Genomic DNA, 15,905 nt, shown 5'->3' on the forward strand with positions numbered 1-15,905 from the left:
TTTGAATACTAATAGTGTAACCTTTGATAAAATTAAATTTAAAAATAAATGAAACAGCTAAAAAAACAAGTATCATGATATGTGTTTTGTTATCCAGTGTTTTAGGTTTTTCACAAGAGAAAAACTATAATCAAATTGGTGATAAAAAACTATATAAGGTTCCAGCAAATAATACAGTAGTTTCTAACTATGAAAAACTGTTATTATACAAAGTTTCAGAATATGATTTTGGTGAAAATTCCTATGGTATTGCTATTCAACCTCAATTATTAGACAATAATATTAATGAAATATTTAATACTGTGGTATTTGCTAATTCGGATTTAGCTTCCAATGGATCTTCCATAGGATATCAAAAAAATGACTCTAAAGAAACGGTATCTGTTAACAGTGTTACAAAGCTAAGTTCGTCATACAGCCATTTCTTTAAAATTGGTATTCACGTCAAAGGATCCTCATCTCCATTTAATTTGTATAACAACAATGCTTGGAGTAGTGGTGTTGGTGCGACATTGGGTTATATATATAAGCCTAGTAATTCTTCAATGTCTTACTACGACAACGATGCTGAAAAAGTAAGTATGAAACGATTAAAATTTGTTGATTCATTGATGAAGATTAAACTTGCTTATACTAAAAAAATAAAAACAATAAATACTTTACTAAGTAAACTGGATACAAGCAAAGCAACTTATTATCATGAAAAAGATAGTTTAATTGCTATTAAAAAAGATATAGAAACATTTAATTCTATTTTCAAAAATGTAAATACAAATCTAACATTAACTAATTATCATAATAAGTTACTTTATAATTCAAACCTTTTATCTGACACAGTTTTTGTCTTAAAAAAAGGTAGGTCTTTAAAAGAGTTAGAAAAATCTGGAGGTGACGACTTTGTTAAAGCTATAAATTATATTATCGAAGAATTAGCAGGTTTCGATAAAAAAAATGATATCACCTATGGGTATTCATTACATTGGTTTGATGGCGATTTTTCAATAACTAACGAAGACTACAAGTTTGAAGAAGCTAATATAGATAATGGATTATATGTGTCTTTAAACGATAGTTTGAAGTTTGATAAATCTAAAAATAAACTAAAAATTACTGCTCAGATTAATTATAATTACACTAGTAAAAATAATAAAAGATTATTGTTTTTTAAAGCAGGTACAGCACTGCATAATGGATCCTTTTTAAGTTCTAATTTGATAAATGGAACACCAAAAATAGATGAAAACCAAAATATAATTGACGAAAGTAATATTGAAGATAATGCATTAAAAGGAAGTTTTAATACTATAGATAATATCATGAGCTATGGTAGCTTTAGTGCTTATGGAGCCTTGTTTTTTGGTAAAACTCAAAAATTTGGTTTAAACTTAAACCTTAGACATAATTATTTAATACAAAAGCCTGACGACGTGTTTTATAAAAACAATTTCACAGCTTTAATAGGTCCAATTTTTAAAGCAACTGGAAAAGAGAACAAAGGCGTTGTACTTGGTATTGATATTGGTTTTGATAATTCTATTTACAATACAAAAATAAATAAGGACTTTACTGCTAGATTACGTGTTGGTATTCCTTTTAAAATATATTCAAAATCAAAAAAGAAATAAAAGCAGAGTTTAAAAACAATTAAAAAATGTCACTTAGATTTTAATTTATTTTTTGAATTAATACATTATTAAGATTAATCTAACAATAATATTCAGGTCTTTAATAATTTAGAATATAACTTAATATATTTGATTGAATTTTTTAAAAAACTAACACTTAACCAATTAAAAATCAAAAAAATGAAACCAATTAATGCTAAAGTAGAAATTTGTAGAGAGGTAGAAGGTAAAATAAAAATAACCTTTCTTAATGTAGACTCTAAAGATGTTAATTCTAGACAATTTAAAGTAGATCATGTTAAAGTACATTATAATCCAGATCATGTTATTTTTCAAATATCTGATGGTAAAGGAAATGCTGTTTTAGAAGGAAAAGAAGAAGCTGTTATTTACACCAATTTTAAAGATTCTAATATTGAAGGTTTATATGCTTTTTTTATTAATGACGATCCATCTATTGAAGACATTTTTACACCTAAACAAACCGGAACAGGAGGCGTAGTGGGATTTACAACTTGTGCTAGTTAATTGAAAAAAATAATCTTTATATTATTTACACAATTTGTTGTTGCACAACAGATTCCGCTAGACTCTATCTCTTATGAGTATTTCTATGAGAAAGAGCTACAACAAATTGTGTATTTAAAACATTTACAAAAAGGGAAGTCTTTTAATTCTAAAGCACAATTTGAAATAGCTGAAATCTATCAAAGAATCAATTGTGAAGATTCCGCTTACTCAAAATATTACAAAATATATGAGCATGAAAAAGCTTTTAGAACACTAAATGAAGATCAGTTTAAAGAGCTTTTATTACAAGTTCATAAAACTGAAACCAATAAACATAATTATTATAAAGAGACTAACCGGTTTTTAAACGAATTACAGAAATTGTCAAATCAAGATAAAAACGATAAATGGTCATCCATAGTAAATAAAGAATTAGCTACACTGTATTTTGTGGATTCTATGAAATATAATATTGGTTACAGTAAAATGTTAGCGCTTCAAAAGTCTAGATATTATAAAGAAAATCAAAGTTTTAAAACAGGAGTGTTATTAAACTTAGGTAGTTTTAATATTCAATTAAATAAATACAATGAAGCTGCAAAAATTTTAAACGAATCTTATTATACTGCAAAACAAAACAACGATTATTTAAACCAAGCTTACGCTAAAATTAATCTAGGCGTCAATGAAATTTATAAAAACAATTATTTCTTAGCTTTAAATCAGCTTGATGAAACTTTTAAAATACCTAATCAAAAGTATTTAATTAAAATAAATAGAATCGTACACAATTTAAAAAAACGAGCCTACGATAGTCTTGCAGATTTTAAAAATTCTGAAATTCAAAAGCTTTATTTAAATAAATACGACAGCTTAGTTAACGATTTTAGCAAAAACAGTAATTTTTACGAGATTGATGTAGCGTACCAAACTAAGGAAAAGGATAAAAAAATAGAAGAATTATCCTCATTCAAAAAGACATTCAATAATAATAAGCTGGTTTATAGTGTTTTATTGTTTTTAGTTTTTTTACTGGCATTGTATTCTTTTATTCGATGGAAAAAAACAGACCGAATAAAGTCTTTGTTGGATAAAGAAAATCAAACTTTAAGTGTTGAAAATCAAAAAACTAAAACCGAGTTAGAAACAGTAAAAGCGTTAGTTATAAACGATCATATTGTGCTGAAAAATAAATCTAAAGTGTATTTAGAAGCGTTAATTTGTGTAAAGTCTGATGGACACTATCTTAATTTATTTACAACCTCAGGAAAAGAGTTTGTAAGAGGTAAAATATCGGAAATCGAAAAGCAATTACCTCCAAACTTTGTTAAGTGTCATCGCTCAAATATTATTAATAAAAATTACATTAAGCAATATAATAGTTCAGAGGTTGTCATGACCAACGGTCAGCATATTCCGCTATCTCGTGGATTTAAATTTTAAATACTGATAACTTTAATACTGCTTTTTACTTCTTCAGCAATTTGTCGTGCTGTATTTAAGTCTTTATTGGTTATTGTAACATGTCCCATTTTTCTAAAAGGACGTGTCTGTTGTTTACCATAAATATGTGGTGTAACACCATTCATAGCCATTATAGTTTCAATGTTTTGATATTTAACTTGTCCAGTATATCCTTCAGCTCCAACTAAATTAACCATAACACCAGCAACAGTATTATCTGTAGACCCTAAAGGTAACCCTAAAATGGCTCTAATATGTTGCTCGAATTGAGAGGTATAACTAGCTTCTATGGTTTGATGACCAGAATTATGCGGTCTTGGAGCAACTTCGTTAATTAATATTTGATCATCTTCTGTCTGAAATAATTCTACAGCTAATAAACCAACATGATCATAAGCTTCAGAAGTTTTTAGTGCAATATCTTGTGCTTTTTCAGCTACTTCTTGACTGACTCTAGCAGGACAAATTACGTATTCTACTTGATTGGCTTCTGGATGAAACTCCATTTCTACAACAGGATAGGTTTTTGTTTCTCCATTTGCACTTCTAGCGACGATAACAGCCAATTCATTTTTGAAAGGTACTAGTTGTTCGGCAATACATTCGCCTTTAGGCAAATCATTTAAATCTGAAAGTTGACGTACAATCTTTACACCATTACCATCATAACCAAATTGTGCTGCTTTCCAAACAAATGGAAAGCTTAATGCGTCATTACTAATAGCGTCTTCAATTTCATATAAATAGGCATATCTGCTAAAAGGAGCAGTCGGTAAATTATGATCTTTATAAAATAATTTTTGAGTTGCTTTATTTTGTATTTGTCTTAAAGTTTTTGCAGATGGGTAGACTTTGATACCATCTTTTTCTAAAGCTTCTAATGCATCTACATTAACATTTTCAATTTCAATAGTTAAAACATCAACCTGTTTTCCAAAATTGTAAACCGTATCATAATCCATTAAATTACCTTGGATAAAAGTATTGCAAGACATACGACTTGGTGCCTCGTTACTTGGGTCTAAAACGTAAGTTTGAATATCAAATTTTCGGGTATTATAAAGTAGCATTTTACCTAATTGGCCACCTCCTAAAATACCTAATTTAAAGTCAGAAGAAAAATAATTCATTGGTGCTAAATCGTGTTAGCAACAAAAATACATTTTAAAACCAAAACAGCACCTAAAAATCGAATTCAAATATCTCTAAAGCAGTCACAATTACGTATATTTGCGGTTTAAATTTACAAAATGCAAACAATAACCCTTCACGATAAGCAGTTTAAACCGTTTATTTCCGAACAAGAAATTGACAATGTAATTACTAAAATGGCAGCACAAGTTGCACAAGATTTGGGTGATGAAGTGCCTGTGTTTATTGGTGTTTTAAACGGATCATTTATGATAGTAAGTGATTTTGTAAAAAAATATCCTAAACCGTGTGAGGTTACATTTATTAAACTAGCGTCTTATGAAGGTGTAAAATCTACAGAAGATATACAGCGCTTAATAGGCTTGACTCAAGATTTAACAGGTCGTACAGTTGTTATTTTAGAAGATATTATTGACACAGGTAATACACTGCATGAAATACATCGTATATTTAAAAACGAAAACGTAAAACAATTATTAATCGCAACCTTATTTTACAAGCCAGAGGCTTACAAAAAAGACTTTAAGTTGCACTATGTTGGACTAGAAATACCAAACAAGTTTATTGTAGGCTATGGTTTAGACTATGATGGGTTAGGGAGAGATCTACCAGCTGTATACCAATTAAAAACAACACAACACATGACTAATTTAGTGCTATTTGGACCTCCAGGAGCAGGTAAAGGAACACAAGCTAATTTTTTAAAAGAAAAATATGATTTAATACACATCTCTACAGGTGATGTTTTTAGATATAATATTAAAAATGAAACTGCTTTAGGGACATTAGCAAAATCATACATGGATAAAGGACATTTAGTTCCTGATCAAGTAACTATTGATATGCTTAAAGCTGAAGTAGAACGTAACGCAGATGCTAAAGGATTTATATTTGATGGTTTTCCTAGAAACGAAACTCAGGCCAAAGCCTTAGATCAAATCATGGAAGAAAAAGATTCTGAAGTTAGCGCAATGGTCGCTTTAGAAGTTGAAGATGAGGTTTTAGTACAACGCTTATTAGAGCGAGGTAAAACTAGTGGAAGAAAAGATGATTCTGATGAGGCTATCATCCGTAACCGTATTAAAGTATATTATAACGAAACAGCAATATTAAAAGACTATTACGCAGCACAAAATAAATATTTTGGTGTTAACGGAATAGGTAGTATTGAAGACATAACAGTACGTCTAAACACTGTAATAGATAAGCTGTAATACAAACAATTTTGTTTGAGTTAATAGCAGTTTCTTAGCTATTATCGTTTTAACTTTTAAATAAATTATGACTGAAGGAAATTTTGTAGACTACGTAAAAATGCATGTCACTTCTGGAAACGGAGGAAAAGGATCTGTGCATTTACATCGCGAAAAATTTATTACAAAAGGAGGACCAGATGGAGGAGATGGTGGACGTGGTGGACACGTTATATTAAGAGGTAATCCAAACCTTTGGACACTATTACACTTAAAATTTAAACGTCACGTCAGAGCTGGACATGGTGGACATGGTAGTAAAAGCCGAAGCTCTGGAGCAGACGGAGAAGATATCTATATGGATGTACCATTAGGTACAGTTGTTAGAGATACTGAAACGGATCAAATTCTTTTTGAAATTACAGAAGAAGGTGAAGAACGCATTGTTGCAGAAGGAGGAAAAGGAGGATTAGGAAACTGGCACTTTAAAACGCCAACCAATCAAACACCACGTTATGCACAACCAGGTATGCCACTTGAAGAAAACTTTATAACTTTAGAGTTAAAAGTTTTAGCAGATGTAGGATTGGTAGGTTTTCCAAATGCAGGAAAATCAACATTATTATCTGTAGTAACCTCTGCAAAACCAAAAATTGCTGATTATGAGTTTACAACATTAAAACCTAATTTAGGTATTGTAAAATATCGTGACTATCAAACCTTTGTAATGGCTGATATACCTGGTATTATAGAAGGAGCAGCAGAAGGTAAAGGTTTAGGATATTACTTTTTACGTCACATAGAACGTAACTCGATATTACTGTTTTTAATACCTGCAGATGCGCCAGATATTAATGCGCAATACGAAATTTTGTTAGACGAACTTAGACGTTATAATCCAGAAATGTTAGATAAAGATCGCATGATTGCAATTTCAAAATCAGACATGTTGGATGATGAACTTAAAGCAGAAATGAAAGCAGAATTAGATAAAGTATTACCAATACCTTACCAGTTTATTTCAAGTGTAGCACAACAAGGATTAACCGAATTGAAGGATACACTTTGGAAAATGCTTAACTAGATATTTTGAATTATATTACATAAAAAAAGCTTCCATAAGGAAGCTTTTTTTATGTATATCGTTTTTGCTTTTTCAGTTTTGTAACATATAACCTATTTTATATTTTATCAAGAATTACTCTAAAACCTAGCATTTATCCAATCAGTCATTATTTTTAATACAATAGGAGAGAAGGTTTCTTTATTAGTAAAATATTCATTCATAAGGCCAGTTTTAGCAGTTTGAAACAAATGGTTATAGCCTTCTAATAATTTAATTGTTACATCTATGTTTTTAGCTGTTTTAAGATGATTTTCAATTTCAGGTAAATTAATTTCTGGTAAAACTTGTACGTCTTTTGATCCGTTTAAAACTAAAATTGGACAAGTCGTTTTTTCAAGATATGGTTTTGGGTCTGTTTTAATAAAAGCTTGTAACCAAGGGTTAGATAGCTGTGTTTTTAATTGGTTGATAGTATAATCATTAACATAGACTTTAAAAGGGCTATCTTCTGTGTCTAATTTGTTTTTAAAATTTTGTAAAGCCGTTTCAATAGCAGTCTTTTGTTTTTCAACTTCTGTTTCAGAGAACATGGCTTTATATGCAATAGAGGTTAAAGTGTTATTAAAAGCAATACCTTCATCTGTTGCTCCTTGTAGTTTGGCTATTTTTTTACTTTGGGACTGTAATATACGTTGACCATTTACACCTGGTCCTGCAAGCATGATTATAAAAGCAACATCTATATTAGTTGAGGCTACAATTGGTGCAATTAATCCACCTTCACTATGACCAATTAATCCAATTTTTGATGTGTTAATATCTTTACGTGATTTTAAAAAATTAATACCAGCTTCAATATCTTTAGCTAAATCAAAAGTAGTTGCAGTACTAAAATCTCCTTCAGATTGTGCTGTACCACGTTCGTCAAAGCGTAAAACAGCAATTCCGTTGTTAGTTAAATAATCGGCAATTACCAAAAATGATTTGTGTCCCATGATGTTGCAGTCTCTATCATGTGCTCCAGATCCATTTATTAAAATGGCTGTTGCAGGATTTTTAATGTTTTTTGGCAGTGTCAAAGTACCTGCTAATGTTATGTTATCTGCTTCTTTATTTACAAATGTGACCTCTTCAATTGTATAATCAAAAGGTGCTTGTGGAGTTTGTGGTTTTTCGGTTTGTGCAACAGTCAAACTTGTAAATAATAAAAACAATGTAACTGATAGGTTGTTTAAATACTTCATAATAACTATTTAATTTTTTAAATTCAATATAAGAATGCACTAATGGTACTATGGTAATTAATATTGTAATTATTACAAATAATGTATCAGCTGTTTGTGCTTGAAAGGTTAAGCTTATGCAAACAATTAGTAAACCACCAATAAACCATATTTTACCACCTAAAAGATGCGTCTTTTTCCAGACCGTTTCGTTTTCTAAAGTCCAAGGTGTTTTTATGCCTATAAAGTAATTCGGTTTTAGTGTCTTCATAAAATTACCAAGACCAGCAAATAATAAACCTAATAATATGTATATAATGTTTGGGCTAGAAAAGCTCTGTGTTTTTGAGCTATAAATTATAAATAGAGCTAGAACAGACATAAATAAGACTAAGAAACGTTTTAGTTGCTCATATTTTTTTCCCATTGTAGCAATCTTATTTTTCGGGTCAATTTTGGGAGCAACGGTCATAATTATATAAATTAAAACCGGTAACATAAATGGAATTAATAATAGCGTGTTTTTACTATTGTAACCATCAATTTCTCCACTAGTATTCCAATGGGTTGGTACCTTTTCTGGTAAAGTATTCCAGATATAAGTTAAATATACAAATGGTAATGCTATCAGTATTAGTAATGGTAATTCTTTTTTGATATTCATAATTCTAATTTTTTAAGGTAATAATCCATTGTAGTACATCTTCTAGGATGGTTGTATTAATAGCATACTCTACATACTGACCTTTTTTTTCACTGGTTACTAAATCTGCACGTTTTAAAATGTCTAAATGATGTGATATACTGGGTTTACTAATATTAAAGGCGTCAGTAATTTGTCCTGCTGTAAGATTATCTTCTTTTAAAAGTTCTAAAATTTGACGTCTTGTGTCGTCGTTTAATGCTTTAAATAATAAATTCACTAATTAGGTATTTAGTTAAATATCTAATTATTATTTTTAATAACAAAAAAACTTCCTTATTAGGAAGTTTTTTTGTGTCATCATTTGTGTCAAGTTATTCTACCTCAATACGTACACCTTCACTGTGACTACTAAATTCTGGTGCATACATACTCTGTATGGTTGTTATTCCATTACTCATATTTCCAGCATTGTTGACACGTAAATCATATTCAAACACATAAATCCCTTTTGGTAAATAATCAAAAAAGAAGTTGGTTGACGCATCTTTAGTTGCTTCATAATAGCCCAATCCATCTTGGTACTTGTATTTACTAAGCACATTAATAGGTTCTAAACCTGCAGCTCGCATATCTTTCATGTGTACAAATTCCATTGCGCGATCACTTCGCAGTTCGATTCTAACTCTAACTAAATCTCCAACCTTAAGTGTTGTGCCTTCTGTAATTTTAGAGATTACTTCACCAGTGTCAGTATTGGTTTTTAAATACAATTGTTTCTTAAGATTTAATGGTGTTTCAGCAGAAGTTATTTTATCTAAGTCTTCAAAATACTGCCAATATAAACTTCCCCAAGCAATACCATTTCCTTTTTTTGTCAATTTTACGGTTGCCATTTCTGGTTTAATTTCATTTTTAGACCAAGATGTTTTATAGTATCCAGTTCCTGCTTCAACTTTTACATTATCTAAGGTTTCAGGTGATATTTTTTGGTTTCCTAAAACTACATCAACCTTATCTGTAACACTTAGCCAATCACTACCTTGTATTAATAAAGCATAAACAGCTTCTGTCGTTGCTTTTGTTGTTTTCCACTTATTGGTTTGTTTGTTTTTAAGTAGCCAAATTTTTAAGTTATCAATAGTGTTAGTGTCATTTTTAATTTCAGAAAAAGCTTCAATCATTAAAGCTTGAGTTTCGATTGATGCTTGATACCAATAGTAAGAATTGGTGTTTTCTTTCCAATACATACCCAATTCTTCAGACGTAATACTATTTTCTTTTAATGATTTTAAAATAGCATTTGCAGTGGTGTTATCATTTTGCCTATGCATTATTAAAGCCATCATTCCTTTTGCATATAAAGGACGTTGTAGCCAATAATTTCTTATTTGTGATAAGTAATACTTGTAAATCTCTTGTTGCTCTTTAGACCCTTTTATTTCAGGATAAAAACTTCGCATGTACATATAATGTAATTGCGTGTAGCTTAAGTGGTCTTTGGTATAATCTATATCGTTTGTGTATTTGGTTAAGTCCTTATATTCTTTAATAAACGCTTTATCTAAATAACTAATAGCTTTATTAATCATGGATGTTTCGCTATCATTTGTAATAACATTTAATTTTTTAAGGTGTCCAAATCCAGTAATAATATGCTGAGTGATGTAGCGATTAACACGATAATCTCCAAACCAAGACCAACCACCATTATCCATTTGGTTGTTTTGTAGTTTTTTTCTAGCACGATTTAACTCATTGGTCATTTTATTTAAATCAAATAATAAAGCTATTCGTTTTTTCTGTTCTGTTTCACTTTGTGCATCACGTAGCCAAGGTGTTTCTTGAATTAAAATAGACTTTAATTCTTGATTTTTTTCTAAATTACTAAGTAGAGCATCCGTGTTTTTCCATTGGTTAAATACCGCTTTAATCCTTGGATTACTATTAACAATGTGACTAGCTAATGTATTAGCATAAAATCGGCTAAAGGTTTGCTCATTACACTCGTAAGGATATTCCATTAGGTATGGTAAAGCTTGTACAGCATACCAAGCAGGATTACTAGTCATTTCTAAGGTTAATTTATGGTGTTTTAAAGTTGATGAGGTTGAGGTCTTTAATTTATCCAATGTAAAAGTTTTACTCTCGTTGCTTTTAATCCACATAGGAAGCGTTTCTGTGACTAGCATTCTGTTGGTTAAAACAGGAAGTGCATTTTGTTCTCCATCGCTAAATTTACCAGCTTTTGCTAATATTTTATACTGAATAGCTTGAACGTTATCAGGAATTGTTAGCGTCCAAGTTACTTGAGTGTTTCCTTTCGCTTTCGCGGAAAACGATTGTTGGTTTAAGGTATTGGCTAATTCCGAATCTACAGATTTACCAGTCAAGGCATCAAACAATTGAAGCACAGCAGTACCAGACATCTCTTTTTTACTAAGATTAGAAATTTTTGTGCTAATTTGTATTTGGTCACCTTGACGTAAAAAACGAGGCACATTTGGTAATACCATTAAATCCTTTTGCGTCACTGTTTGTAATGTGCTCTTAGCATAATTACCTTGTTTGTCATGAGCAAATAAATTAAGATTCCATTTGGTTAAAGCTTCTGGAGTAGTAAAATTAAAAGAAACATTTCCTTCTTTATCGGTTGCTAATTGTGGAAAGAAAAATGCGGTTTCCTGTAAATTGGTTCTAGCTTTAACGTTAGAAAAGTCTTCTGTTACGCCATTTTTAGTTGTTACAATAATTACTCCATTTGCGCCTTGAGAACCATACAGAGCACTACCTGAAGCACCTTTTAAAATATTTGTTGATTTAATTATTTCTGGAGCTAAATTTGCTAAATCTTCAGATGAAGCTATTACTCCATCTATAACTATTAATGCTTTGCTACTACCCGTTAACGACCTGTTTCCTCTTAGTATAATTCTTGTAGATTGATTTATACCATTATTGGATGTATTAATTTTTAAGCCAGAAACTTTACCTGATAGACCTTGTATAATGTTTGGGTTAGAGGCTTGATCAAGAACTTCTAAAGTACTATTTTCTTTGAAATTTGCTTTTTGTTCACCTCTTTTTCTTTTAGACCTCATAGCTGCTTCAATACCCTCTTCTAATGCATTATCATTTGTTGATAGACTAATATTAATAACATTATCTGTTCCAACTGTTTTTTCAATAGCTTGATAACCAACATAATTAAAAATTAATAGATCTCCTGTTGTAGCTTTAATAATGAAATCACCATCAAAATCTGTGGTAGTTCCAATAGACGTTCCTTTAACTATTACATTTGCACCAGGAAGAGGTAATCCATTTTCATCAGTAATAGTTCCAGTAACAAATCCTTTTTTTACTGTGCCATCATAGGAGGTTTTTATTCTGTTTATTCTTAATCTATTTACATATTGTCTGTAAAACCAACTATTATTATTCATGGTAAACCCAAACCAATTATACTGGTCAAAGTTTTTAGTATTATTAAATTGTGGATAATTATACGGTCTGTCAATTCTAAAATATGTAGTTCCAAAACTACTACCATTATTACGTCTATATGATGCGTAATAGCTTCTAGGTGTAAAGTTAGAGTAGTTCCAGTTATGAGATTTAAATTGATCTAAAGAAGCATCGTACATACTTGCTAAAAACTCAGTTGCTACTTTTTCGCCTTTTGTACCTTTAATTTTAAAACTCCATGTTTCATTAGTGCCTGGTTGTAACTTGTCTCTAAAGGTTAATGTTTCTATTTCTAAATCGGTTTTTTGATAAGGCACGTTAATAGTCATGCTTCCTCCTTTATAACTATTAAAAGCAGCTAAGCTATAATGGATACCAAAACCTCCTAAATCGTTTTTATCTACAGGAATTGTAATGCTTTTTTTGTTTTGATTTAGGTTTATAATATGGTTTTCTTTAATTTGATAATCACGTTCAATACTTACTGTAACCGTTAAGTTTTTTGCTGCAGTTGCTAAAGTTAAGATGACATTGTCACCAATTTGATAATTAGATTTGTCTGTTGTGACAGTAATTAATTGTTGGTCAGCTAAAGCTTTGTCTTTGTCAGAATACAAATTAGTTTTAGCCTTATTAGTAACCGCTTGTCCAAACTTGTCTTTGGTGTTTAACTCAACAATATAGGCTCCAGATATCCATTTTTTAATGTTTTTTAAATCAATAGTTGTTGATTTTTCAGTGTTAAAGTTAGTCTCAAAAACTAGATTTCCTTTTTTCCAATTTTCTGGTTGATTTTCATTGCTAAATGCATCATGCGGAAAATAATCTTTAAATGTCTGTTTTGTAAATCCAGGATAATCTGGTGCAACCCAAGGTCTGTCTCTTAGTACGTTGTTAGGAGCCTCTAATTTGTATATTTTCAAGGTTCCTTTTGCTGCAACAAACTGACCATTTAAGTTTTGTGTTGTAATGGTAATTTGATTGTCTTTTTTAGATTTATCAATACTTGAATCAACAATAATGTTTGCTGTTAAGGCATGGTAACCAACTTTAACCGTTGTTTCTGTACTTCTTGTTTCGCCATTAATATCTGTAACATCTGCAAAAACTTGATAGCTAAAAATTGGTAAGTTTGCTTTATCAGATTTTAAGTCAGGTATGGCTTTAAATACAATCTTATAATTACCATCTGCGTCAGTAGTCGTTTCACCATGAGTAATTTCTTGTGGTTCGCTGGTGGTGTAATTAGGTCTAGACCATCTGTACCAAGTAGGATATTGTACATTTCTAACCACACGATACACTACTTTTGCATCAGTAATTTTTGAGCCTGCAAAAGCAATAGCTTCACCAGTTACAGTGACACTGTTGTTAACTTTTATGGTTTCGGTAATGGGTTTAAAGTTGGTTTCAAATTTTGGACGTTTATATTCTTCTACAGCAATAGATGTGTTTCCATACACGTTATTATTACTAACTTGAATACTAAAATTACCAGTTAACCCATCGTTAGGTAAAATAAACTCGCCAGAGACAGACCCAAAATCATTGGTTGTTAAATTTAGTGTGCTTACTTTTTCGCCATTAGTATTATATAAAGTAACGTCCACTTTTTTGTTAGTCATTACTTCAGTTTTATCGTTTTTGTTTTTTAAAGCTATCGCTTTAAAGTAAACGGTTTGTGAAGGTCTATAAATACTGCGATCTGTAAAAATAAAAGCACGATAATTAGTGTCGTTGTTTTTGTCTTTTTTATAATATCTGTTTAGATAATAATCACCAAAATATCCTGTATCTGATTTTGTTTGTATGGTTAGTGCTATTTGATTTTGGTAGTTTTCTGTAGTTTTACTAAGACTAATAATTCCTTTGGAACTTGTTGTGGTTTTGATAGTTTTTAAAAATTCATCGCGATATATATAATCAATACTAACTTTTGCATTAGCTAAAGGTTGTCCATTATTACGATTGATTACTTGGTAAAATTCTTGGTTTTGATCCTCAAAATTTACAATTGCTAAATCAGTAACTTGTGTTAATGTAGTTGCAAAAAAGTTGTTTTCTAAATCTGTAGAGTGTCCTACAATTAGATACAATCCGTTATTTAATTTAGGTACTAAAACTTCGGTAGTGTGTTGTTGGTAATCGTTTTCATTTTTTAAATCAGAATTCCAAGTGGTTTCAATTTTAAGCTTTTTTATAAAGGCTTTCTTTTCGTCCTCTTTATATAAATCTGAAAATTCATCTCGTTGTTTTCTCGTTAATTTATAAGCGTTAAACGTTATATTTTGAACGTTTTTATAGTTTATTAAAAACCTAGAGTGCGTGTTGTTTGGTACAAATTGTTCTGCTGTAATGTTTAAAGAAGGATATAGTAATTGTGTTTTTAGTGTTTCACACAATTGGGCACCTTTACTGTCCGGAAAGTCGTTTATTACTTGTTGACATAAATTAATTGCTTCTTTAATTTTAAATCTAACTTCGGGATTACTGTCTTTATTATAAGCAAAACCTTGTTGTGCAAATAATGAAGCTATTTTAAAATTGTATAATGCAGATACGCTTTGTGTTTTGTATTGATTGGCTTCGGTTTGTAACGCTTTTAAATAAAAGTCTGCTTTATTGTCAAAGGTAGCATTGTTGTAAACGTAATCTAGTCGATTTATATCAACTTCGGTTAAAGCAAAAGGAGTGTTGTCTTTTAAATGAAATTTAATCAAGTTTTGATAGACTTTTAGACCTTGCATTTGTAATGAAGACGAATCTTTAGAGGTTATTTTTAGCTTGGCAAAAGCATTAGTATTGCCTAATAACTCTGGATTGTCAATAGAAAATTTATAAGCAGGTTGCGTAATTTGAGTTTCTGAAGTGCCATAAAAGGTTAACGCGTTATGACTTAAAAAGTCAAAAAGTGTTGGTCTGTATATTTTACTGTCAACTCCTTTTGTAATAATAGCATCAAACTTAGAGATCGGAGTTTGTTGTAATATTAAACCGTTTTGTAAAGATTGGTCATACAAGGTTTTTATTTCAGTAAATAAAGTGTTTAAATCCCATGTTCTAAAATCAATTTGGTCTGCTTTATTTTCGGTTTTTGTACGTCTATAAAATTTGTATCTATTTTGGTTAAAATACTGCCAATACAATGTCGCTAACATATTTTGAAGTACATTTTTTGTTGGTGCTTGGCTATTATTTATTTCGGTTTTAAAATTATTAACAATACTTAATTGTGCATCTTCCTCTAGTAATAAAGCAAATTTGCTTTTAAAAAGTAGTGCTTTAATGCGTTGCTCGCTATTGTTTTCGGCTACAGCCTTAGTATATATTGTGTCTACTATTTTTAGTGCACTTTTAGGTAAACCATTAATTTCCTGCGCTTCTACCTGATGCCATAAATTGGAATAGTTATTGTTTTGAGCATGTGACGTTGCAAAAAGTAAAATCATTAAAAATGTGGATATATGCTTCATTTTATTAATTTTTAAGCAATATACTTTAGTGTTTTATGTTTTTAAAGTACAATTGCGTAAAGTGTACGTTTGAATGAGTAACGTTTTA

At 30.2% G+C, this 15,905-nt stretch carries 10 protein-coding genes; 5 read left to right on the forward strand and 5 right to left on the reverse strand.

Annotated elements, in window-relative coordinates; translation table 11 throughout:
- The first annotated feature begins 23 nt into the window (after positions 1–23).
- From AC0L4B_RS07450 to AC0L4B_RS07460, 3 genes are all read left to right on the forward strand, one after another.
- On the forward strand, positions 24–1,625 hold the full coding sequence (locus AC0L4B_RS07450; protein WP_473439211.1) for a hypothetical protein: 1,602 nt from the start codon (positions 24–26) through the stop codon (positions 1,623–1,625).
- 180 nt (positions 1,626–1,805) lie between these two features.
- A complete protein-coding gene (locus tag AC0L4B_RS07455) occupies positions 1,806–2,153 on the forward strand; it encodes a hypothetical protein (protein ID WP_473439212.1) in 348 nt (115 codons plus the stop codon).
- A complete protein-coding gene (locus AC0L4B_RS07460) occupies positions 2,154–3,578 on the forward strand; it encodes a LytR/AlgR family response regulator transcription factor (protein WP_473439213.1) in 1,425 nt (474 codons plus the stop codon).
- Here AC0L4B_RS07460 and AC0L4B_RS07465 read toward each other — a convergent pair.
- On the reverse strand, positions 3,575–4,729 hold the full coding sequence (locus AC0L4B_RS07465; RefSeq protein ID WP_473439214.1) for a 5-(carboxyamino)imidazole ribonucleotide synthase: 1,155 nt from the start codon (positions 4,727–4,729) through the stop codon (positions 3,575–3,577). The two genes, AC0L4B_RS07460 and AC0L4B_RS07465, sit on opposite strands and share 4 nt — an antisense overlap.
- 120 nt (positions 4,730–4,849) lie before the next feature.
- On the opposite strand from AC0L4B_RS07465, the gene AC0L4B_RS07470 reads away from it, so the two are divergent.
- Both AC0L4B_RS07470 and obgE read left to right on the forward strand, forming a co-directional pair.
- Positions 4,850–5,965, forward strand: coding sequence for an adenylate kinase (locus tag AC0L4B_RS07470; RefSeq protein ID WP_473439215.1), 1,116 nt, complete (start codon positions 4,850–4,852; stop codon positions 5,963–5,965).
- Between the two features lie 67 nt (positions 5,966–6,032).
- Positions 6,033–7,028, forward strand: coding sequence for a GTPase ObgE (gene obgE, locus AC0L4B_RS07475; RefSeq protein WP_028606753.1), 996 nt, complete (start codon positions 6,033–6,035; stop codon positions 7,026–7,028).
- A 119-nt stretch (positions 7,029–7,147) separates the two neighbouring features.
- Here obgE and AC0L4B_RS07480 read toward each other — a convergent pair whose 3' ends face one another.
- The 4 genes from AC0L4B_RS07480 to AC0L4B_RS07495 all read right to left on the reverse strand — a co-directional run bounded on the left by AC0L4B_RS07480 (position 7,148) and on the right by AC0L4B_RS07495 (position 15,817).
- Positions 7,148–8,254 carry an alpha/beta hydrolase family protein gene (locus tag AC0L4B_RS07480; RefSeq protein WP_473439216.1) on the reverse strand — a complete coding sequence of 369 codons (1,107 nt, stop codon included), beginning with the start codon at positions 8,252–8,254 and terminating at the stop codon, positions 7,148–7,150.
- Positions 8,154–8,897 (reverse strand): SdpI family protein, encoded by a 744-nt coding sequence (locus AC0L4B_RS07485; protein ID WP_473439217.1) that lies wholly within the window; start codon positions 8,895–8,897, stop codon positions 8,154–8,156. The genes AC0L4B_RS07480 and AC0L4B_RS07485 overlap by 101 nt, the downstream gene beginning before the upstream one ends.
- A gap of 4 nt (positions 8,898–8,901) precedes the next feature.
- Positions 8,902–9,156 carry an autorepressor SdpR family transcription factor gene (locus AC0L4B_RS07490; protein WP_473439218.1) on the reverse strand — a complete coding sequence of 85 codons (255 nt, stop codon included), beginning with the start codon at positions 9,154–9,156 and terminating at the stop codon, positions 8,902–8,904.
- Positions 9,157–9,250: 94 nt separating this feature from the next.
- Positions 9,251–15,817, reverse strand: coding sequence for an alpha-2-macroglobulin family protein (locus tag AC0L4B_RS07495; protein ID WP_473439219.1), 6,567 nt, complete (start codon positions 15,815–15,817; stop codon positions 9,251–9,253).
- Positions 15,818–15,905 lie beyond the last annotated feature (88 nt).

Source organism: Olleya sp. NP1-10 (assembly GCF_055804415.1).